Below are 21,794 nucleotides of genomic sequence, written 5' to 3'. Positions count from 1 at the left end.
GGAAAACCGACGCGCCGGCGGGCGGATCAGTGCAAGCCCCCGTAGTTTTCTTCGCGGATCACGCGGGGCGTGACTTCGCGCGGCTCGATCGACACCGGTTCGTAGACCACGCGCTGGCGTTCGGCGTCATAGCGCATCTCGACGTGGCCGGAAAGCGGGAAGTCCTTGCGGAACGGGTGGCCGATGAAACCGTAGTCGGTCAGGATGCGGCGCAGGTCGTCGTGGCCTTCGAACATGATGCCGTACAGGTCGAACGCCTCGCGCTCATACCAGTTGGCGCCGTTCCAAACATCCGTCACCGTCGGCAGAACCGGGAATTCGTCATCGGCGCAGAACACGCGCAAACGGACGCGCTGATTCAAGCTGACCGACAGCAACTGCAGCACTGCAGCGAAGCGAGGCCCTTCCCAGCGCCCGTCCCCGTATGCAGAAAAATCCAGTCCGCACAGGTCGATCATCTGCTCGAACTGGCAGCCCGGCGCGTCGCGCAGAATCAATGCGGCGGCGTGGTAATCGCTCGGGGATACGGTCAATACCACCTCACCCAGGGCGACTTCCACGTTCAGCGCCTTGGCGCCCAGCGCGGCGGCGATAGTGTCCCGAATGGCTTCTGGGGCAATTGCAACATCAGCCATGGTCATACCCGCGCAATCGTGTTGGTGCGGCGCACCTTCTGCTGGAGCTGGATAATCCCGTACAGCAGCGCTTCCGCTGTGGGCGGGCAGCCAGGGACGTACACATCCACCGGAACGATGCGGTCACAGCCACGCACAACGGAGTAGCTGTAGTGGTAGTAGCCACCGCCGTTGGCGCAAGAACCCATCGACAACACCCAGCGCGGCTCGGCCATCTGGTCGTAAACCTTGCGAAGCGCCGGCGCCATCTTGTTGCACAGCGTGCCGGCCACGATCATCAGATCGGACTGGCGTGGGCTGGCGCGAAACACTTCGGAGCCGAAGCGACCGATGTCGTAGCGCGCCGCAGCCGCATGCATCATCTCAACCGCGCAGCACGCCAGACCGAAGGTGACCGGCCACAAGGACCCGGTCTTGGCCCAGTTCACTGCCGCATCGACGCCAGTGAGCAGAAAGCCTTTTTGCTGAAGCTGTTCATTCATGAGCGAAATTCCTTGAGCAACACGCGCGGCGCTGCGTTACTCCCAATCCAGGGCGCCTTTTTTCCACTCGTAGACGAAGCCGACAAGCAGGATGCCGAGGAAGATCAAAACGGCAACAAAGCCGGTCATACCCACTTCGCGCAACGACACCGCCCAGGGGAAGAGGAAGGCGATTTCGAGATCGAAAAGAATGAAGAGGATAGCGACGAGGTAGTAGCGCACGTCGAACTTCATGCGCGCATCTTCAAAGGCCTCAAAGCCGCACTCGTAGGGTGAGTTTTTGGCGGGGTCGGCCTTGTGGGGCGTCAAAAAAGAGCCCATTGCCAAACACAGCGCCCCGACCGCCAATCCAACCAGAAGAAACAGGAGGACAGGAACGTATTCGGTGAGATTCATCGTAGGCTCTGTGTCGTTTGCGGCCCGCCCGGCAAGGCGTGACCGCAACTTGTGCTTGGTGCCGTCGGCGAGACTCGAACTCGCACAGCTTTCGCCACTACCCCCTCAAGATAGCGTGTCTACCAATTTCACCACGACGGCAATCGTGTCAACCAACCGCCCTGTTTTTGTCGATCGTCAATACGGCGATCACACAGGGCTTAGCAGCAACTAGGAGTTTACCCTGAAAACGCCCGGTTACAGAGCCCGCAGCATGGTTTTTCAGGGTTGTAAGCCACGGCTCAGCCGGGCTCAGTTGGTCGGGATCTGTGCGGCGCCCGTGCGCGACGCTGCTGGTACCGTCGACGACGCTGCGCCGCTGGCCGCAGGAACCGCACCCGTCGGGATGCCAGCTGCAGCGCCAGCGCCCGCTGCCGACGCCGCGCCAGAGGCTGGGGTGGCCGGCGCAGTCACCGCAGGACGGTCGAACACGCTGCTGCCGCCCGACGCAGGCGCCGTGCGCACGCTGAAGCCGAAATAGGCCAGCGCCAGCGTACATGCCAGAAAAACGCTGGCAAGCACTGCGGTCGCGCGCGACAAAAAGTTGGCGCTACCCGAGGCGCCGAACAAACTACCGGAAGCGCCGCTGCCGAAGGCTGCACCCATGTCGGCACCCTTGCCGTGCTGCATCAGGATCAGGCCGATCATGGCCAGCGCCGACAGGATCTGCACGACCAACACCAGGTTAAGGACAATGTTCATTCAATCACTCCAAATTCAATAGCAGGCCACGCAGCAGCATCAAGCGGCAGAGGCAATAATCTTCAGAAAATCAGGCGCCTTCAGCGAGGCACCGCCAATCAGGCCGCCGTCAATATCGGGCTGCGCGAGCAGTTCGGCCGCGTTGGCCGCATTCATGCTGCCGCCGTACAGGATCGGGATCCGCTCGCCATGCTCGGTCGCCGCCTTGAGCTGCGCACGGAGCACCGCGTGCACCGCCTGCGCTTCTGCCGGTGTGGCGGTCTTGCCAGTGCCGATGGCCCAGACAGGCTCGTACGCGACAACGATCTCGCTGATGCAGTGGCCGTTCAGGTGAATCACCGCCGACAGCTGGCGCTTGACGATGAATTCCGTCATGCCCTCCTCGCGCTCGCGCAGGGTTTCGCCCACGCAAACGATGGGGGTAATGCCGGCAGCCAGCGCCCGCTTGACCTTCAACGCCACGTGCACGTCGGTCTCGCCCTGGTACTGGCGGCGCTCGCTGTGGCCAGCGATGGCGTAGCGCACGCCAAAGTCGCGCAGCATGTTGGCCGATACCTCACCGGTGTAGGCACCGGCTTCGTGCATTGAAACGTCTTGCGCGCCCAGATCCAGCCGCGCGCGGCCGGAAGCATCTCGGCTGCGATCCTGGTAGGCCTGTACCTGCGCCAGATACGGCGCCGGCACGCACACGGCCACGTCGCAGCGCGGCGCAGCGGTTTGCATGCCCGCCAACACTTCGTCCAGCAACTGCTGGTTGGCCGCCAGCGAGCCGTTCATCTTCCAGTTGCCAGCGATCAATTGTTTGCGGGTCATGCTGCTCTCCAGGTCAGAACGATCTTGCCGACGTGGTCGCCGCTTTGCATCAGTGCGTGCGCACGCGCCGCGCCGCTGGGCAAACCGTCGCCCGCCTCATCGGCCGGAAACACGCTGTGGATGACCGGCTGCACGCGCCGGCTTTCCAGCCAAGGCCAGACCTTGAGCTTCAGCGCCTGCGCAATCGCGCCCTTGAACGCGACCGACCGCGCCCGCAGCGTGGAACCCGTGATGGTGAGGCGCCTGCGCAACACCAAGCCGGCGTTGAAGTCGGACTTGACGCCCCCTTGCACGGCGATGATGACCACACGGCCATCTTCAGCCAGGCATTCCACATCACGGCGGATGTAGTCGCCCGCGACCATGTCGAGGATGACGTTCACGCCCTGCCCGCCCGTCAGCTGCATGGCCTGCTCGACAAAGTCGGCAGTCCGGTAGTTGATGGCGTGGTCGGCGCCCAGCTTCAGGCACGCGGCGCACTTCTCGTCGCTGCCTGCCGTGACGATCACCGTGGCCCCAGCCGCCTTGGCCAGCTGGATGGCCGTGACGCCGATACCACTCGTGCCGCCATGCACCAGCAGCGTTTCGCCCGCTTGCAAACGCCCGCGGTCGAAAACGTTGCTCCACACCGTGAAGAAGGTCTCGGGCAGCGAGGCTGCTTCCACATCGCTCCAGCCGGCTGGCACGGGCAGGCACTGCGCAACAGGAGCCACGCAATACTGGGCGTAACCACCGCCCGCAACCAGGGCGCACACGCGGTCGCCCACGGCGAAGCCTGCCTGAGCCATGGCTTGCGCGTCACCCGATTCGATGACGCCCGCCACTTCAAGGCCAGGCAGGTCGGATGCACCGGGCGGCACCGGGTAGTGACCGGTTCGCTGCAGCACGTCCGGGCGATTCACGCCCGAAGCGCTGACGCGAATCAGCAACTCGCCCGCGCCGGGGACCGGCACGGGCCGCTCGGCCAGCACCAGCACCTCGGGGCCGCCGTACTCACGGATCTCAATACACTTCATAGTCAAATCGGCCGCCAGCGCTGGTGGCACCTGCGCCGGCAGCTATCAAAAACAAAGCGCCCTTATTGTTGCTGCTGTTGTTGCTGTTGCTGCGACTGGCCTTCGTCGGCACGCACCGCAGGAGCAAGCGCAGCGCCATCGGCCACGTCGCTGCGCGGCTCGCGCTCAGCACGGGGAGGACGATCGCCACGGTCTTCACGCGGGCCACGGTCACCACGCGGGGCGCGGTCACCTCGGTCGCCACGCGGCTCGCGGTATTCACGCGGCTCGCGCGGGGCGCGGTCTTCACCCTCTTCGCGCGCCGGGCGATCCAGCAGCGCTTTCATCGACAGCTTGATACGGCCCTTTTCGTCGGTCTCAAGCACTTTGACTTTCACGACCTGGCCTTCTTGCAGGTAGTCGCTGACTTTTTCGACGCGCTCGTGCGCGATCTGGCTGATGTGCAGCAGACCGTCTTTGCCAGGCAGGATGTTGACCAGCGCACCAAACTCCAGCAGCTTGGTGATCGGGCCTTCGTAGACCTTGCCGATCTCGGCCTCGGCCGTGATCTGCTCGATGCGGCGCTTGGCGTCGTCGGCCTTGGCGGCGTCGTTGCTGGCGATGGTGATGGTGCCGTCTTCGCCAATGTCGATCGTGGTGCCGGTTTCTTCCGTCAGCATGCGGATGGTGGCGCCGCCCTTGCCGATCACGTCGCGGATCTTCTCGGGGTTGATCTTCATCGTGTAAAGCTTAGGCGCGTAGCTGCTGATCTCGGCCTTGGCCTCGCCCATCGCTTCTTGCATCTTGCCCAGGATGTGCATGCGCGCTTCCTTGGCCTGCGCCAGGGCAACCTGCATGATCTCTTTGGTGATGCCCTGGATCTTGATGTCCATCTGCAGGGCGGTGATGCCGTTGGTGGTACCGGCCACCTTGAAGTCCATGTCGCCCAGGTGATCTTCATCGCCCAGGATGTCGGTCAGCACGGCAAAGCGGTTGTCTTCCTTGATCAGGCCCATGGCGATACCGGCCACGTGCGCCTTCATGGGCACGCCAGCGTCCATCAGCGACAGGCAGCCGCCGCACACCGAAGCCATCGACGAAGAGCCGTTCGACTCAGTGATCTCCGACACCACGCGGATGGTGTAGGGGAACTCGGCGCGATCCGGCAGCAGCGGGATCAGCGCGCGCTTGGCCAGGCGGCCGTGGCCGACTTCGCGGCGCTTGGTCGTGCCCATGCGGCCTGCTTCGCCGGTGGCGAAGGGGGGCATGTTGTAGTGGAACAGGAAGTGGTCTTCAAACTCGCCGGCCAGCGCGTCGATGCGCTGCGCATCGCGCTCGGTGCCCAGGGTGGTGACCACCAGAGCCTGCGTCTCACCGCGCGTGAACAGCGCCGAGCCGTGGGTGCGCGGCAGCACGCTGTTGCGAATTTCGATAGGGCGCACGGTGCGGGTATCGCGGCCGTCGATGCGCGGCTCGCCCGACAGGATCTGGCTGCGCACAATGCGCGCTTCGATGTCAAACAGCAGGCCATCCAGCTTGGCACTGTCGAACTCGACACCTTGCTCGGTCAGCGCAGCCTTGATGGCAGACGATGCCTCGCGCAGCGCTTGCGTACGGGCTTGCTTGCTACGAATTTGATAGGCCTCGCGCAGCTTCGGCTCAGCGATGGCGCCCACTTTTTCAATGAAGGGCTCATCCTTGGCTTCGGGCGCCCAGGTGCCGTCGTCGGCCCACAAGGGCTTGCCGGCTTCGCGCACCAATTCGTGAATGGCGTTGATCGCGATCTTGCCCTGCTCGTGGCCGAACACCACAGCGCCCAACATGACGTCTTCGGTCAGCTGGTAGGCCTCGGATTCGACCATCAGCACGGCGGCTTCGGTGCCGGCAACCACCAGGTCCAGCTGGCTGTTCTTGCGGGCGCTGGGGCCGGGGTTCAGCACGTATTCGCCGTTGACGTAGCCGACGCGGGCCGCGCCGATGGGGCCGTTGAACGGAATACCGCTGATCGACAGCGCGGCGCTCACGCCGATCATGGCGGCGATGTCGGCATCCACCTCGGGGTTGAGCGACAGCGTGTGAATGACCACGTGCACTTCGTTCAGGAAGCCTTCGGGAAACAGCGGGCGAATCGGGCGGTCGATCAGGCGGCTGGTCAGCGTTTCGAGTTCGCTGGGCTTCGCTTCGCGCTTGAAGAAGCTGCCGGGAATCTTGCCAGCGGCGTACGTTTTCTCGATGTAGTCGACCGTCAGCGGAAAGAAATCCTGGCCAGGCTTGGCCTTTTTGCTGGCGGCCACGGTGGCCAACACCACGGTACCGTCGATGTCGACCAGCACGGCGCCGGTGGCCTGGCGAGCGATTTCGCCGGTTTCCATCACAACGGTCTTGTCGCCCCATTGGAAGGACTTGGATACTTTATTGAACAGGCTCATGTTTGCTCCTATTTGAGTAGCTGGCGCCGCACGATGGGCGCCGGGTGGAGGCCGTTTTGACTCAGAACACGATGCCATTCCAGAAGCCCCGAGCGTGCGCCGCGCGCGGGACTGTTGGAATGACACAGCTTCGCTCTGAAATCAGGCAACTCCCGAGAAAAAAGACAAAAACGCCTGAACCCGCTGGGGGATCAGGCGCTTTGTCGTGCCATGGGGTTTACTTGCGCAGACCCAGCTTGGCGATCAGGGCCAGGTAGCGGTCAGCATCCTTGGCCTTGAGGTAGTCGAGCAGCTTGCGACGGCGGCTAACCATGCGCAGCAGGCCACGGCGGCCGTGGTGATCCTTGGCGTGCTCTTTGAAGTGAGGCGTCAGCTCGTTGATGCGGGCCGTCAGAAGTGCCACTTGCACTTCAGGGCTGCCAGTGTCGTTGGCCGCACGTGCGTTGTCTTTAACTACGGCGGCTTTTTTCTCTAGAGAGATCATGACGAATCGTCCTACGTTCCAAATGATTTGACTTGCGTGGCGCGCCGGAACTGCACACCACGTGCGCTTTGCGAGATGCAAAACCTTGTGATTATAGCCAGCCGAGCGCGAGCCGGTTGAGCAGGTTCGGCCTGATCGGTAGGGCTGCTGATCCGCAACGCGTTTTGCAGTGCCTGCGATCTCCCCATGGAGCCGCTCTACTCCTGCATAACTAAGCGGCGCAACGCGAATCGCCCAGTGCAAGGCGGCGCCGATGCGCATTGCAGCTTCGCCAAAGACCGCCGTTGGTCGATCACCACATCCCGGACAAGCGGCCCCGGTGCGCTGAGCCAGGCTGCTAGACTTTGCTCGTAACAATGATTTTCATTGGATGCAGAAAATATTTTCGTCACAAGGAGGCGTATGCGCGATCTAACTAAATTGGCCTTGCTCAGTTCGCTGATGGCCCTGGTAGCCTGCGGCGGCTCTGACGAGGGCCCGTATCCACTGAACCCACCGGGCAATCCGTCGACGCCCGCCCCCGCGCCTGCACCGGGCACCGCGCCACCTCCGTGGCCCACGCCTGCGCCAGGAACGGAGCCCACGCCGATGACACCCCCTGCGCCAGCGCCTGCGCCAACCCCCACACCGCCACCGCCGCCGCCGGCACCCTCGCCATCACCATCGCCCACGCCGGCACCGAGCACGAACCATGCGCCCGTGGCCAATGCCGGCGCGAATCAAAGCACGACCGACGGGGTGCCGGTTCAACTGGACGGCTCGGCCTCTACCGAACCCGACAACGATCCGATGACCTACATCTGGACGGTCAGCGCCAAGCCCACTGGCAGTACGGCAACCATCACCAGTCCTTACGACCAAAAGCCTACGTTCAAGCCCGATGTCATCGGCACCTACAAGATCCAGCTGGAAGTGCGCGATGGAAGAGGCCTGAACGGAACGTCCGAAATGACGGTGACCGTGACAGGCCCGGCGATCGCGCTGACATCGTCCGCTTTTGCGAACGGCGGCCAGATTCCGATTGCCTACGGTGGTCGACAAGGCGAGAGCAACCAGTCGCCTCCGCTCACGATCACCAACAAACCCACTGGCACGAAGCAATTCGCCATCATCATGGACGATGAGGGTTGCGGCACTGGCGCGAGCGCCTGTGTTCATTGGGGTGTGTTCAACCTGCCGCCCGGAAAAACCAGCATCGCAGCAGATGAAAATCTGACGCTGTTGAACGGTGTCGTACTGGGTAAGGCGTACAACGGTGCGACGGGTTACCAAGGGCCAAATCCACCAGCCGGCCCCGCGCACACCTACAAGATCACGGTGTACGCCCTGGGCGGCCTCGCTCCGGTCGAACCCGGCAGCCCGGTGCCGCAATACACCCGCGCCAGCTTTGAAGCCAAATACGGCCAGTACATCCTGGCGCAGTCCACCATCTCGGGTACCTACCCCTGAACGAGGCTGCTTACTGGAAAGGAAAAGCCGGCGAATGCCGGCTTTTTTTGATCCCGGTCTTGGCGAAATGCAGCCATTGAGACGCCTGGATGACACGCAGGCTCCAGTGGCACGCTGATCCTAGACAAGACCAATCAGCTTCACATTCGATAGCACGCAGCGCAGGAGCAGCTTGCGCAAGACGCCGATTCGACCAGAACTTTGCTTTCGCACCACCTACGGCAAACGGCCGTTGAATTTTTGGCCGGCTAACAGCCATTGGCGCCAAGCCGCTGATCCAGCCCAGCACCCGGCGATTGACCTCCTTCAACGCCCCGATGGCGCCGAAAGCCAATCACGCAAGCGCTGCACGCCCTGCTCCAGGCGCCCCATGTCTTTGGACGCGAAGCACCAGCGTAACCAGCCTTCGGCCTCGGGCGCAAACGCGGCGCCGGGCGCGAGGCCCAGGCCGGCCTCGGCCACCAGGCGCTTGGCCAGTTGTAGCGAATCGGCAAAGCCCGCCACGCGAAAGAAGGCGTACATGCCACCGGGTGCCGCGCTGGTCTCCACACCCGGCACGGCCTGCAGCAAGGGCACGAGCGTGTCGCGGCAGGCGCGCAGGTGGCCGACGATGTGCGGCGTGATGGTTTCGGCCTGCGCCAGGGCTGCCAGTGCGCCGCGCTGCGCGAACACCGGCGCGCAGGACGTGTTGAACTCGATCAGCTTGCCGACGTGCAGCGTCATCTCGGGCGGAAGAATCAGGTAGCCCAGGCGCCAGCCGGTCATGAGGAAGGCTTTCGAGAAGCTCTGCGCGACCACCAGCCGGTCATGCGGCTGGGCGACGTCCAAAAAGCTGGGCGCCGCGCGGGTGGGCGTGTCGTCGCGGTAGTACAGGCGCTCATACACCTCGTCCGCGAGGATCCACGTGCCCGTGGCGCGGCAGTGCGCCAGGATGGCCGCCTGCTCTTGGTGCGTCAGTGTCCAGCCGGTGGGGTTGTTGGGCGAATTGATGATCAGCAAGCGTGTGGCCGGCGTGATGGCGGCCAGCAGCGCAGGCAAGTCCAGCTGCCAGGCCCCCTGTGCGTCGGGTTGCAGCGGCACGCAGCGCAGGCGCGCCCCCATGATCAGCGGCTGCGCGGTCAAGTTGGGCCAGACGGGCGTGACGGCCACCACCTCATCGCCGGCGTCGACCAACGCCTGCATGGCGACGATCAAGGCGTTCACGCCACCCGAGGTGATGGCGATGCGGTCGGCCGAAACGGCATGCCCGTACGGCCCGTGCAGGCCGGTGCTGTAGGCGGCCACGGCATCGCGCAGCGCCGGCAGACCCAGGTTATGGCTGTAAAAGGTCTCGCCCGATTGCAGCGATGCGATGGCCGCGTCGCGCACCGCGTCGGGCGTCGCTTCGTCGCTCTCGCCGAACCAGAAGGGCAGCACATCCGCGCGACCCATGCCTGCGTTGGCCACTTCCCGGATCTTGGACTCTTCGAGGTTGAGAACGGTTTGACGCATGAAGCGGATCTCTGACAACTGGCCCGCGAAAGCGCGGCAAGGGCACACGCGGGCAGAGAATGGAAAGTCAAACGCTACATATTCAATAGCTGCCAGCGCCCGTCCATTGTGCGCTGGAGGCCATTTTCTATAGAAGCGGAGAAGTGGGCGGGCGCCCTCATCAGAACTGGCGCGCGAACTGCCGCTGCCAGCCCGCCGCGCACGGCTTTGGTATTAGCTGCCCTGCTGCTCAATGCGCCGGTTGATGCGCAGCGCCAACAGCGTGCAGATCACGCCCGACAAGAGGTAGGCCGATACGGCCACCACGCCAAAGCGTGCTGACAGGGCCAACGCCACCAACGGGGCAAACGCCGCGCCGATCAGCCAGGCCAGATCGGTCGACAACGCAGCCCCTGTGTAGCGGTAAAGCGCAGAAAAGTTGGAAGTCACCGTACCAGAAGCTTGGCCGTACGACAGGCCGAGCAGGACGAAACCGATCAACAGAAAGAGCGTGTTGCCCCCGTCGGCGCCACTCAACAGCCACGGCGCCGCCAGGCTGAACACGCCGATCAGCACCGCCATGGAGCCCAGCAGCGTGCGGCGCCCCACCCGGTCGGCCAACCAGCCCGAGACGATCACCGCCACGCACGCCAGGATGGCGCCAAAGATCTGCACGATCAGCACCTCGTTGATCGACTGCTGGGCATTCAGCGTGATCCAGGAAAGCGGAAACACCGTGACCAGGTGGAACAGCGCAAAACTGGCCAGCGCGGCGAAGGCGCCCAGGAATACGTGTCCACCCTCGTGGCGCAGCACTTCGGTGACGGGCACGGGCTGCAATTCGCTCTCGTCCATCAGGCGCGTGTAGTCTTGGCCGACCACCAGACGCAGCCGTGCGAACAGCGCCACCACGTTGGCCGCAAAGGCCACGAAGAATGGGTAGCGCCAGCCCCAGCTCAGGAAATCGTCGGTGGTCAGCTGCGAATGCAGGTAGGCGAACAGCCCGGCTGCGGTGATGAAGCCCAGCGGCGCGCCCAACTGGCCGATCATCGCGTACCAGCCGCGGCGCCCTGGTGAGGCCGACATCGCCAGCAGCGACGGCAAACCATCCCACGCACCGCCGAGCGCCAGACCCTGGCCCAGACGCAGCGCCAGCATGGTCACGATCGCCAGCTTGCCCGCCGTCGCATAGGCCGGCATGAAAGCCATGCCCACTGTGCAACTGCCCAATACGAACAGCGCCAGCGTCAGTTTTGTACCACGGCCCCAGCGCCGCTGAACGGCCATGCCCAGCGCAGTGCCAATGGGGCGGGTGATGAAAGCCGCCGCGAGCAAGCCAAACGCCGCCAGGGTGCCTTGCAGCGGAGGAAGAAACGGGAAGAGCAGCGCCGGAAAAACCAGCACGCAGGCGATGCCGAATACGAAGAAATCGAAGTATTCGGACGAACGCCCGATGATCACGCCAACGGCAATGTCGCCGGAGCTGACTTCTTCGTGGGTGTCCGCGCGGGAAAGCGCGCTTTCCAACTCGGGAAAGCCGCGGGGGTGTTGGGCGGCGGCGGCGTGACTGCTCATCTACTCTCTCCAGGGGCGTGCGTGACGCCGGGCACAGCGCAGTCATCACGAAAGCGCACGGGGTCAAAACAGTACATCAAAACACGCCCATCGCCGCAATGGCCTTCACCGTTACCCGTATTTCGCGGTAGGGATTGCTTATTTTGGTAACCTCTGCCCCCCTCGGTGTCCCTCCCGGGACTACCGACCAATTCGATCATGCTGTTTACCCGACCTGCCTCACACTGGCGCCCACTGACTGGGCTGATATCGGCAACCGGGCTGGTTGCGCTGACGGGCTGTAGTCAATTCGTCGTCCTCAATCCGATGGGGGACGTGGCATCGCGAGAAGGGCAGATGGTGATGCACGCCACGCTGCTGATGCTGATCATCATCGTGCCGGTGATCGCCCTTACGCTTTGGTTTGCCTGGAAGTACCGCCACAGCAACCCGGCCGCCGCCGACTCCGACTACGAACCCGACTGGCACCATTCCACCCAGCTTGAGCTGGTCATCTGGACAGTGCCGTTGATGATCGTCATCGCGCTGGGCGCCATGACCTGGATCGGTACGCACAAGCTCGACCCTTACCGGCCGCTGGAACGCATCTCTGCCACCCAGGGGCTGGAAGACGTCAAGCCGCTGGAAGTGCGCGTCGTCGCGCTCGACTGGAAGTGGCTGTTCATCTACCCCGACCAGGGCGTCGCCACGGTGAACGAGCTGGCCGCGCCCGTCAATCGCCCCATCCGCTTCCTGCTGACGGCATCGAACACGATGAACGCGTTCTACGTGCCTGATCTGGCCGGCATGATTTATTCCATGCCTTCCATGCAGACCGAGCTGAACGCGGTGATCAACCAGCCGGGCGTGTACCACGGCATGGCCTCGCACTACAGCGGCTCGGGCTTCTCGGGCATGACGTTCAAATTTCACGGCCTCGGCGACGACGAATTCGCCCAGTGGGTTGCCAGAGCCAAGGCCGGCGGCAAAACACTCGACCGCGCCGGCTACATGAAGCTGGTTACCCCCAGCGAACGTGACCCGGTGCAGTACTTCGCCGCCGTCGAGCCGGACCTGTACGACCGCATCCTCAACCGCTGCGTGGAAGACGGCAAGATGTGCATGCACCACATGATGGCCATCGATGCCAACGGCGGCCGCGCCAACGCGGTGGCCAAGGGGCTGAGCCAGCAGGCGGACGTCTGCACCGTGCAAGAGTCCGTGTCCACCGTGGCTGCGCTGGACAAGGGCGTGTTCCTGTCTACCCGTTACCGGCCCTGAACCTCACCGTCTCGAGCAGGCCGCTGATCGCCTGCGGGCCACTGCTTCAAGTTTTTACACCATGACCACTGCCGCAACCATCGACGGACACTGGGCCCTGGGTCGCCTCACATGGGATTCGATTCCCATGACGCATGAGCCGATCCTGCTGTGGACGTTCATCGGCGTGGTGCTGGGCGGCATTGCCGTGCTGGCGCTGCTGTCCAAATTCCGCCTGTGGGGCCCTCTGTGGAAAGACTGGTTCTGCAGCATCGACCACAAGAAGATCGGCATCATGTACATGGTGTTGGGCGTGGTGATGCTGCTGCGCGGCTTTTCCGACGCCATCATGATGCGTGCTCAGCAGGCGGTCGCCTTTGGCGAGAACATGGGCTACCTGCCGCCGCACCACTACGACCAGATCTTCACCGCCCACGGCGTGATCATGATCTTCTTCGTGGCGATGCCCTTCGTCACCGGGTTCATGAACTACGTGGTGCCGCTGCAGCTGGGCGCGCGCGACGTGGCGTTCCCCTTCCTGAACAACTTCAGCTTCTGGATGACGACTTCCGGCGCCGTGCTGGTGATGATGTCGCTGTTCGTCGGTGAGTTTTCGACATCGGGCTGGCTGGCGCTGTCCAACCTGGGTGCGCAGAACCCCGGGGTCGGGCTGGACTACTACATCTGGGCGCTGCAGCTTGCGGGGGTGGGTACCACGCTTTCAGGCATCAACCTGATCGTGACCATCATCAAGATGCGCGCCCCAGGCATGAGCCTGATGAAGATGCCGGTCTTCGTGTGGACGTCGCTGTGCACCAACGCCCTGATCGTGGCTTCGTTCCCGGTTCTGACGGCTGCCCTGGTGCTGATGTCGATGGACCGCTACCTCGGCACGCACTTCTTCAGCAACGACTTCGGCGGCAACGCCATGTTGTATGTCAACCTGATCTGGATCTGGGGCCACCCCGAGGTGTACATCCTGATCCTGCCCTGCTTCGGCATCTTCTCTGAAGTGGTGGCCACCTTCTGCGGCAAGCGTTTGTTCGGCTACACCTCGATGGTCTACGCCACGGTGTGTATCACCATCCTGTCGTACATCGTGTGGCTGCACCACTTCTTCACGATGGGCTCAGGCGCCAGTGTGAATGCCTTCTTCGGCATCACGACGATGATCATCTCGATCCCCACGGGCGCGAAGATCTTCAACTGGCTGTTCACGATGTACAAGGGCCGCATCCGCTTTGAGCTGCCCATGCTGTGGACCGTGGCCTTCATGGTGACCTTTGCCATCGGCGGCATGACGGGCGTGCTGCTGGCGGTGCCACCTGCCGACTTCGTGCTGCACAATAGCCTGTTCCTGATCGCGCACTTCCACAACGTGATCATTGGTGGCGTCGTGTTCGGCGTGTTCGCCGGCATCAACTACTGGTACCCCAAGGCTTTCGGCTACAAGCTCGACCGCACCTGGGGCCTGCGCTCGTTCTGGCTGTGGGTGGTGGGCTTCTACCTCGCCTTCATGCCGCTGTACGTGCTGGGCCTGATGGGCGTCACGCGGCGCGTCAATCACCTGGAAGACGGTTCGCTGCAGCCTTGGTTTGTGGTGGCGGCGGGCGGTGCCCTGCTGATCGCCCTGGGCATTGCATGCTTCCTGATCCAACTGGTGGTCAGCTTCCGCAAGCGCGCGCAATTGCGCGACCTGAGCGGCGACCCTTGGGATGGCCGCACACTGGAATGGGCCACCTCGTCGCCGCCGCCCGACTACAACTTTGCCTTCACGCCCGTCGTGCATGAAATCGATGCCTGGTGGGACATGAAAAAGCATGGCTATCAGCGGCCCCTGGGCGGCTTCCAGCCCATCCACATGCCAGCCAACACCGCTGCAGGCATCGTCATCGCGGGCGTGTCCACGGTGCTTGGCTTTGCACTGATCTGGCACATGTGGCTGCTTGCCGCAGCGTCGTTCGCTGCGGTGATCGTGATTGCCATCGTGCATACCTTCAACTACCGGCGAGATTTCTACATTCCCGCCACGCAGGTCGCCCAGACGGAGAGCCTGCGCACCCAACAGCTGCAGGCCAGCCATGTCTGAATTGAGCGCCCACGCGGCCGCCACGCCCATCCCTAGCGCAGCGCACGCCGCCGGGTCAGTCCCGCGCGCGTACCACCTCGAGCACGAGCCCCATCCCGAGAACGGCACGGCCCTGGGCTTCTGGCTGTATCTGATGAGCGATTGCCTCATCTTCGCAGCGCTGTTCGCCACCTACGGCGTGCTGGGCCGCAGCTATGCGGCGGGCCCTACGGGTGCCGAGCTGTTCGATCTGCCGCTGGTTGCCCTGAACACCGCCTTCCTGCTGCTGTCTTCGCTGACCTTCGGCTTCGCGATGCTGCGCAAGCAGCTGAACGACGTGAAGGGCACCCTGTTCTGGCTGGCCGTTACCGGCTTGTTTGGTCTGTGCTTCCTTGGCTTGGAGCTCTACGAGTTCAACCACCTGATCCACGAAGGCGCCGGCCCTGGGCGCAGTGCGTTCCTGTCGGCCTTCTTCACGCTGGTGGGCACGCACGGCCTGCACGTGACGTTTGGCCTGATCTGGCTGGTGGTCATGATGACCCAGATCGCCAAGCACGGCCTGATTGCCGAGAACCAGCGGCGCCTGATGTGCCTGTCGATGTTCTGGCACTTTCTGGACCTGATCTGGATCGGCGTCTTCACGTTTGTGTACCTGATGGGGGTGCTGTAAATGAGCGCGTCACACGCTGAACATCACCACGACGGGCACGGGCACGCCGCAGACGCCGGCCCGCACAGCTCGCTGCGCGAATACCTGATCGGCTTCGGCCTGTCCGTGGTGCTGACCGCCATCCCCTTCTGGCTGATCATGGCCAAGGTCATCACCGACCGCAGCACCGGCATCCTGGTGCTGGGCGCTTTCGCCTTGGTGCAGATGCTGGTGCACATGGTGTACTTCCTGCACATGAACGGGCGCCTGCAGGGCGGCTGGACGATGCTGTCGACCATCTTCACGGTCATCTTCCTCGGCATCGCCATCGTGGGCACGCTCTGGGTCATGTACAACATGAACGCGCACATGATGCCGCAGCACACCACGCCCAACCCGCCCGAGTTGTCCAACGAGCCCAACAACCAGGCAGCGCAGCCCGCGCGCTGACGCATGCACGCAGCAGGCAGCCCGGCCCTGCGCCGCGCGGCGGTTTGGGCGCTGCTGGCAACGCTTTTTGTCGTTTTTCTCAGCCTGGCCGCCTGGCAGGTTCAGCGCCGCAGCTGGAAGCTGGCCTTGATCGAGCGGGTCGAGCAACGTGCCCACGGCCAACCCCAACCGCTCTCCCCGCCAGCAAGCTGGCCCGACTTGACCGCCGCTCAGGCCGAATACCAGCCCGTCGCGGTCAGGGGCACATGGCTACCCCAGCATACGATCTTGAGCCAGGCCGTCACCGAACTGGGCGCAGGCTTCTGGGTGATGACGCCCCTGCAGCAGGCGGACGGCAGCCGTGTGTGGATCAACCGGGGCTTCGTGCCTGAAGACCAGCGCGCGACTTGGCTGCCCAGCGGCGCCCGGCCTGCAGACAACGCGCCCCTGCAAGTGCAAGGCCTCTGGCGCGCGAACGAGCCCGACGGCGGCTTTCTGCGCCACAACGATCCAGCCACCGGGCGCTGGTATTCGCGCGACGTGGTCGCCATGGCGCAGGCGCAGAAGCTGACCAACGCCTCGCCCTTCTTCATTGATGCCGGCTTGCCCGGCGCCCCGCGCGACGCGGCCAACAGCCCCGCGTGGCCGCGGCCGGGCCTGACGGTGATCCGCTTTCACAACAGCCACCTCGTCTACGTGTTGACGTGGCTGGCCCTGGCCGCGCTGACGGCTGTGGCGGCCGTGCTGGTTCGGCGCCACGAGAAGGCCGCGCACCTTGCGGGCACGGATGCGCCGGGCTGATAAGGCCCGGCGGCACCACCCGAACAAGCGCGCCAGCCAGCTTTCTTCACGAAACCTGCCCAACCGAGCCGTCCATTCGGCTTGACGCCGACAGCGGCCCCTTCTGTAATGGGCGGCACGGTGCGCCAACTTCGGCCGCCACGCTTCTGACCAGAAAGGGAGAAAACCTCATGAAGACCGCCCTGCGCCACACCACCATGGCCATCGCCGCCATCGGCATCTGCCTGAGCCTGTCGCTGTCCGCCCAAGCCAAGGGCGCTCACAGGGCGAAGGGCGCCAAGTTGAAGCCCGCGCCCACCAGCACGTACGCCAACGGCCAGACCGCAGCGCAGCGCGAAAAATCCGAAGAAGCGCGGCTGCGGCGCGAATGCCAAGGCCGGCCCAATGCGGGCGCCTGCCTGGGCTATACGCGCTGATGGCGCGGTGCCGGGTGCGGCGAGACCTGCGCCGCCTTGCCCTCGCCCTAGCACCGCCTTGGGTGTCAGCTGCCTGACCACAGCAACTCCGCCGTAAAACTACATTTTTGATAGCTGCCAGCGCCGTAACACAGGGCGCCACAGGCCGATTTGACTCAAAAAGAAGCCGATGACCACGCGGGCCACCGGCTTTCTGAGGAAGGCCTTAGAGATCGGTAAGGCCTTGGAGGAACCGTTGCGGCAGCTGCACTGACGGCGGTCAGCCCACGTTCACCGGCACGAAGAGCTGCTGCCCGTCGCGTTGCACCAGCAGCGCGACCGATTTGTCGGCCTTGGCGACGATGCCGCGCACCTGCTCGATGTCCTTCACGGGCTGGCCGTTCACCGCCACCACCACGTCGCCCGGCTGCACACCGGCGCGGGCGGCGGCACCGCTGGCCTGCTCGACCACCAGCCCGCCATCCACCTTGGCTTCGCGCTTTTCGTCCGGCTGCAGCGGGCGCAGCGCCAGGCCTAGGCGGCCCTGCGGCGCGGCGTCGTTCTTGGCCACCGTGGCGGCTTTGCCTTTGGCGCCGCCCAGCTCGGCCGTCAGCTGCTCGGCCTTGCCCTGGCGCCACACTTCCAGCTTGACGCGGTCGCCCGGCTTGGCCAGGCCAATGGCCGCCGGCAGGTCGCCCGAGGCCACCACCGGTTGCCCATCCACCTTGGTGATGACGTCGCCGGCCTTCAACCCGGCGCTGGCGGCCGGGCCACCGGCTTCCACGTTGGCCACCAAGGCGCCCTCGGGCCTAGGCAGCTTGAAGGAATCGGCAAACGCCTGGTTCACGTCTTGCACCGTTACGCCCAGGCGGGCGTGGTCCACCTTGCCGGTGGCCACCAGCTGCTGCTGCACGTGCGTGGCCAGCTCGATGGGAATCGCAAAAGACAGGCCCTGGTAACCGCCCGAGCGGCTATAGATCTGCGAATTGATGCCCACCACCTCGCCGCGCGCGTTCAGCAGCGGGCCGCCCGAGTTGCCGGGGTTGACGGGCACGTCGGTCTGGATGAAGGGCACGGCGCTGTCGTCGGGCAGCGAACGGCCCTTGGCGCTGACCACGCCTGCGGTCACGCTGTTCTCAAAGCCAAAAGGCGAGCCGATGGCCATCACCCATTCGCCGGGCATCAGCGCCTGGCTGCTGCCCAGCGGCAAGGTGGGCAGGCCGGTGGCGTTGATCTTGATCACGGCCACGTCGGTCTTGTCGTCGCGGCCCAGCACCTTGGCCTTGAATTCGCGCCGGTCGGTCAGCTTCACCGTCACCTCCTGAGCGCCGCGCACCACGTGGGCGTTGGTCAGAATCAGGCCATCCGGGCTGACGATGAAGCCAGAGCCCTGGCCGTGCATCGGCTGCTCTTGAGCGGGGCCTCGCCCACGGCCGGGCATCTGCCCCAGCATGCCGGGCGGAAAGCCAAACTGGCGCATGAACTCCTGCAGCTGCGCGTCGGGCCCGGCGCCGCGCTGGGCAGCGGCGGGCGCGCTGTCGCTGTCGTCCCCGTCGTCATCGTCGCCGTTCATCGACACCTTGCGCGTACCGCTGACACTGATGTTGACCACCGCCGGGCCGTACTTGGCGGCAATGGCGCTGAAGTTGGGCAGCCCCATCGCCGGCGCCACATTGGCACCAGCGGGCGCGGTGGCGGCCTGCACCACCGCTGGCGCCGCCTGCGCATGCGCCTGGCTTTGCAGGCGGTCCACCGCCGTGGCGCCCACGCCGCCCAATACCCCTGCGGCGAGCAATGCAGCCACGAGTTTTTTCGATTTCAGTTCCATGGTGTTCATTTCCCGATCCTTGTGTCATGGCCGCCGTTGTGGCGGGATGGTGCGAATGTGCGGCACGACAATTAGGGGAAACTTAGGCTGGGCTGTTGCAGCCATGCGCCTGGGCTGAGGCTGGGCTGGAGTGGGCCTAACCCCCTCCGGGTGGCACCCTGAAGTTCGCTGTAATGCGGGCTTCGGCGCGCTGAAGCAGATCGTGCAGCGCGTGCATCCAACGGCGCGTGGGCGGCGTATCTGCCGCAGTCGCCGGGGCGCTCGTGGGCGTTGCGGACGCGTTCAGCGCGCGCTCGGTTGGGCTGGGGCGATCGTTGGCGGGTTGAGCATCGGGCAGTGGCATGGGGCGATGCTCTCGCCCGCTCGGGGTTACGTAAAGTTGAATTTACTGAGCGTTCAGTTCATCATTGCTGATGCGTGAACTGAACCTGGATCAACTGCGCACCCTGATCGCCATTGCAGATCTGGGCACCTTCGCTGCCGCTGCGCAGGCGCTGCACCTGGCGCCGCCCACCGTCAGCCTGCACGTGAAGGAGCTGGAAAGCTGGCTGGACACGCCGCTGGTCATCCGCGGCAGACGCTTGGCAGAGCTGACGCCTGCCGGCGCCGTGCTGGTGCAGGACGGGCGCAAGCTGCTGGCCGCTGGCGATGATCTGGTGGACCGAGTGCGCCGCCGTGCGACTGGCCGGGCGGGCATGGTGCGGGTGGCCGTGTCGGCGGGCGTGAGCACGCAGCTGCTGCCGCTGATGCTGCAGCGGCTCCATGCGCAAACCCCGACATCGAGCTGCGGCTGGAGGCCGTGGGCTCGGCCGAAGCCATGCGCCGCCTGAAGGCGGGCACGCTGGACATCGCCATCGTCGCCAGCCCGCAACCGGCCACGCCCGAGGTGCGGCTGCAGCCCTGGCGGCAGGACGCCATGGTCGTGCTGCTGCCCGCCGCGTGGGCGCCGCCGGCCGCCATCACGCCCGAATGGCTGGCGCAAAGGCGCTGGGCCAGCTTCACGCCGGCCACGCAGATGCATGGGCTGATCGCCGGGTGGTTCGGTCAGGCCGGCCTCAGCCCCCGGCCCTACCTGGCCTTGAGCTATCCCGGCGCCCTCAAAAGCCTAGCCGCCGCCGCGCAAGCCGCGGCCATCCTGCCCTGCGAAGAGGTGGCCGATCTGGCGGATGCGCAAGGCGTGTGCATTCGCCCCATGAAGCCCGCGCTGATGCGGCCGATGGCCGTGGCCAGCCGCCAGGCGGCGGCAAGCGATCTGGCTGTCATGGCGGTGCTGGAGGTGATCGAGCAGTTCAAGTCCTAGCACGGCGCCTGGGCTCTCACGTGGGTTGCGCGGGCCAGCCGCGCAAGCGCCGTTGCAGATGGGGGCACCCTGCGAGTGCCACGCACGCCTTCAGCGGCGCCTGCCTACCAGGCCAGCGTCACACGCAGGCCGCCGAGCGTGGGCGATTCATCCAGGCGCAGGGCAGCGCCGTGCTGGTCGGCCACCGACTTGACGATGGCCAGCCCCAGGCCGCTGCCGTGGCCCAACGCGCCAGGCGCGCGGTAAAAGCGGTCCAGCACGCGCTGGCGCTCTTCGGGCGGCACGCCCGGGCCGGCGTCTTCCACCGTCAGCACGGCGCGGTCGGGCGCGGCGTTTTCGCCCGTCAGGGCCTGCACCTGCACCACCCCGCCCGGCGGCGTATGGCGGATGGCGTTGTCGAGCAGGTTGCGCAGCAACACGGCCAGCGCGCCCGCCTGGCCCTGCAGCGGCACGGGCGCGGGGGCGATCAGTGCCAGCTGAACGCCGCGTGCGGCGGCGCTGGGCGCGGCGTCCTGCACGGCGCTTTGGGCCAGCGCGGCCAGATCCAGCTCGGTCAGGTCTACCTGCGCGGCGCCGTCTTGCCGGGCCAGCGCCAGCAGTTGCTCGACCAGCCGCGTGGCGCGGTCGATGCCCGTCAGCAGGCGCTCGGCCGCCACGTCGCGCGTGGCCACGTCGGGGGCGCGCTGCAGGCTTTGCACCTGCAGGCGCAACGCGGCCAGCGGCGTGCGCAGCTCATGGGCCGCATCGGCGGTGAAATGGGTGAGCGTGTCCCACGCGCGGGCCAGGCGCGCCAGCAGCGCATTCAGCTCGTCGATCAGCGGGCGCACTTCCAGCGGCACGCCGTCGGTGGCGATGGGCGAAATATCGCCCGGGCGGCGATCGGCCAGCTGCTTGCGCACGCGGTTCAGGGGGCCCAGCGCCCGCGCCACGACGCCCCAGACGATCAACATCAGCAGCGGCGCCAGCAGCGCGATGGGCAGCACGGCCCGCAGCGCCAGCTGGCCGGCAATCTGGCGGCGCATGGCCGTGTCTTGCGCGACCTGGATCACCTGGGTGCTGGTGCGCAGCGCGTACACGCGAAAGTCGGCGCTGCTGGCGCGGACGTTGGAAAAGCCGATCACCGTTTGCGGCGGCAGCAGCTGCTCGCTGGGCGAGCGGTACAGCATCACGCCGTCGGCGCGCCAGATCTGGATGATCAAGTCGCGCGCGCCGCGCTCCTTGCTGTTCAGCGCATCGTCGCCCAGCACGCTGGCCGCCATACCGCCAGTCAGCGACAGGGCTATGCGCTCCATCTGCGCGTCAAAGACGGATTCGGTCTCGGCCAGCGCGGTGCGCCAGGTGACCAGCGCCTGCAGCACGGCGATCACCGCCACGGCGGCCAGCAGAGAACGGATCAGCCTGCCTCGAAGGGAGGGGCCTGTCTTTTGCAAGCCAAATTGGCCTTCAGCGCCCGCTGCTCCAGCGCTGGCAGCTATCGTATTCATAGTATTCATCGGTGCTTGGGGTGGTCGGCTTCACCGCCGCCAGCTTGGCCAGGCGCTGCCGGGCGATCTTGCTGCGCGGCGGCCTGATCCGCCAAGGCGCCAGGATGGCCTGGCGCTGCGGTTGGCCGGGCC

Annotated in this window: 19 protein-coding genes, 1 tRNA gene and 1 pseudogene; 8 read left to right on the top strand and 13 right to left on the bottom strand. The window is 65.2% G+C overall.

The window, feature by feature from the left end:
• Nucleotides 1–26: 26 nt before the first annotated feature.
• From C6570_RS09560 to rpsO, 9 genes are all read right to left on the bottom strand, one after another.
• On the bottom strand, nt 27–635 hold the full coding sequence (locus C6570_RS09560) for an NADH-quinone oxidoreductase subunit C (protein WP_106704622.1): 609 nt from the start codon (nt 633–635) through the stop codon (nt 27–29).
• Between the two features lie 2 nt (nt 636–637).
• On the bottom strand, nt 638–1,117 hold the full coding sequence (locus C6570_RS09555) for a NuoB/complex I 20 kDa subunit family protein (protein WP_106702994.1): 480 nt from the start codon (nt 1,115–1,117) through the stop codon (nt 638–640).
• A gap of 36 nt (nt 1,118–1,153) precedes the next feature.
• Nucleotides 1,154–1,513: an NADH-quinone oxidoreductase subunit A gene (locus C6570_RS09550; protein WP_106702993.1), complete on the bottom strand. Its 360-nt coding sequence runs from the start codon at nt 1,511–1,513 to the stop codon at nt 1,154–1,156.
• 56 nt (nt 1,514–1,569) lie between these two features.
• A tRNA-Leu gene (locus tag C6570_RS09545) sits at nt 1,570–1,654 on the bottom strand.
• A gap of 150 nt (nt 1,655–1,804) precedes the next feature.
• Nucleotides 1,805–2,254: a preprotein translocase subunit SecG gene (gene secG, locus C6570_RS09540; protein WP_106702992.1), complete on the bottom strand. Its 450-nt coding sequence runs from the start codon at nt 2,252–2,254 to the stop codon at nt 1,805–1,807.
• A gap of 39 nt (nt 2,255–2,293) precedes the next feature.
• A complete protein-coding gene (gene tpiA / locus C6570_RS09535; RefSeq protein ID WP_106702991.1) occupies nt 2,294–3,067 on the bottom strand; it encodes a triose-phosphate isomerase in 774 nt (257 codons plus the stop codon).
• On the bottom strand, nt 3,064–4,083 hold the full coding sequence (locus C6570_RS09530; protein WP_106702990.1) for an NAD(P)H-quinone oxidoreductase: 1,020 nt from the start codon (nt 4,081–4,083) through the stop codon (nt 3,064–3,066). Before C6570_RS09530 ends, tpiA begins: the two co-directional genes overlap by 4 nt.
• 62 nt (nt 4,084–4,145) lie before the next feature.
• A complete protein-coding gene (gene pnp / locus C6570_RS09525) occupies nt 4,146–6,491 on the bottom strand; it encodes a polyribonucleotide nucleotidyltransferase (RefSeq protein WP_106702989.1) in 2,346 nt (781 codons plus the stop codon).
• Nucleotides 6,492–6,708: 217 nt separating this feature from the next.
• The gene (gene rpsO, locus C6570_RS09520) at nt 6,709–6,975 is read right to left on the bottom strand and encodes a 30S ribosomal protein S15 (RefSeq protein ID WP_106702988.1); all 267 of its coding nucleotides are present in this window, start codon (nt 6,973–6,975) and stop codon (nt 6,709–6,711) included.
• A 699-nt stretch (nt 6,976–7,674) separates the two neighbouring features.
• On the opposite strand from rpsO, the gene C6570_RS09515 reads away from it, so the two are divergent.
• Nucleotides 7,675–8,424, top strand: a complete 750-nt coding sequence (locus tag C6570_RS09515) for a YbhB/YbcL family Raf kinase inhibitor-like protein (protein ID WP_164675521.1) — start codon at nt 7,675–7,677, stop codon at nt 8,422–8,424.
• A gap of 306 nt (nt 8,425–8,730) precedes the next feature.
• Here the strand turns inward: C6570_RS09515 and C6570_RS09510 are convergent, their stop codons facing one another.
• Nucleotides 8,731–9,915 carry a pyridoxal phosphate-dependent aminotransferase gene (locus tag C6570_RS09510; protein WP_106704621.1) on the bottom strand — a complete coding sequence of 395 codons (1,185 nt, stop codon included), beginning with the start codon at nt 9,913–9,915 and terminating at the stop codon, nt 8,731–8,733.
• 213 nt (nt 9,916–10,128) lie between these two features.
• The gene (locus C6570_RS09505) at nt 10,129–11,469 is read right to left on the bottom strand and encodes an MFS transporter (protein WP_106702986.1); all 1,341 of its coding nucleotides are present in this window, start codon (nt 11,467–11,469) and stop codon (nt 10,129–10,131) included.
• A 198-nt stretch (nt 11,470–11,667) separates the two neighbouring features.
• On the opposite strand from C6570_RS09505, the gene cyoA reads away from it, so the two are divergent.
• The 6 genes from cyoA to C6570_RS09475 all read left to right on the top strand — a co-directional run bounded on the left by cyoA (nt 11,668) and on the right by C6570_RS09475 (nt 17,071).
• Nucleotides 11,668–12,729, top strand: coding sequence for a ubiquinol oxidase subunit II (gene cyoA / locus C6570_RS09500; protein ID WP_106702985.1), 1,062 nt, complete (start codon nt 11,668–11,670; stop codon nt 12,727–12,729).
• A gap of 127 nt (nt 12,730–12,856) precedes the next feature.
• Entirely contained in the window at nt 12,857–14,797 is a 1,941-nt protein-coding gene (gene cyoB / locus C6570_RS09495) for a cytochrome o ubiquinol oxidase subunit I (protein WP_245896461.1), read from the top strand.
• Nucleotides 14,790–15,446 (top strand): cytochrome o ubiquinol oxidase subunit III, encoded by a 657-nt coding sequence (gene cyoC, locus C6570_RS09490; protein ID WP_106702983.1) that lies wholly within the window; start codon nt 14,790–14,792, stop codon nt 15,444–15,446. The genes cyoB and cyoC overlap by 8 nt, the downstream gene beginning before the upstream one ends.
• Nucleotides 15,447–15,875, top strand: coding sequence for a cytochrome o ubiquinol oxidase subunit IV (cyoD, locus tag C6570_RS09485; RefSeq protein WP_106702982.1), 429 nt, complete (start codon nt 15,447–15,449; stop codon nt 15,873–15,875).
• Between the two features lie 3 nt (nt 15,876–15,878).
• The gene (locus C6570_RS09480; protein ID WP_106702981.1) at nt 15,879–16,655 is read left to right on the top strand and encodes an SURF1 family protein; all 777 of its coding nucleotides are present in this window, start codon (nt 15,879–15,881) and stop codon (nt 16,653–16,655) included.
• A 170-nt stretch (nt 16,656–16,825) separates the two neighbouring features.
• The gene (locus tag C6570_RS09475; RefSeq protein ID WP_245896149.1) at nt 16,826–17,071 is read left to right on the top strand and encodes a hypothetical protein; all 246 of its coding nucleotides are present in this window, start codon (nt 16,826–16,828) and stop codon (nt 17,069–17,071) included.
• Nucleotides 17,072–17,330: 259 nt separating this feature from the next.
• Here C6570_RS09475 and C6570_RS09470 read toward each other — a convergent pair whose 3' ends face one another.
• Entirely contained in the window at nt 17,331–18,887 is a 1,557-nt protein-coding gene (locus C6570_RS09470) for a DegQ family serine endoprotease (RefSeq protein WP_106702980.1), read from the bottom strand.
• A gap of 404 nt (nt 18,888–19,291) precedes the next feature.
• On the opposite strand from C6570_RS09470, the pseudogene C6570_RS09465 reads away from it, so the two are divergent.
• Nucleotides 19,292–20,178: pseudogene (locus tag C6570_RS09465) on the top strand (LysR family transcriptional regulator).
• Nucleotides 20,179–20,282: 104 nt separating this feature from the next.
• On the opposite strand, the gene C6570_RS09460 reads toward C6570_RS09465, so the two are convergent.
• Nucleotides 20,283–21,671 carry an ATP-binding protein gene (locus tag C6570_RS09460; protein WP_245896148.1) on the bottom strand — a complete coding sequence of 463 codons (1,389 nt, stop codon included), beginning with the start codon at nt 21,669–21,671 and terminating at the stop codon, nt 20,283–20,285.
• Between the last annotated feature and the right edge of the window lie 123 nt (nt 21,672–21,794).

Source organism: Ottowia oryzae, from assembly GCF_003008535.1.
Classification (GTDB): Bacteria; Pseudomonadota; Gammaproteobacteria; order Burkholderiales; family Burkholderiaceae_C; genus Ottowia; species Ottowia oryzae.
Note: the sequence above shows the minus strand (reverse complement) of the source record. Positions and strands in the feature narration are given on the sequence as shown.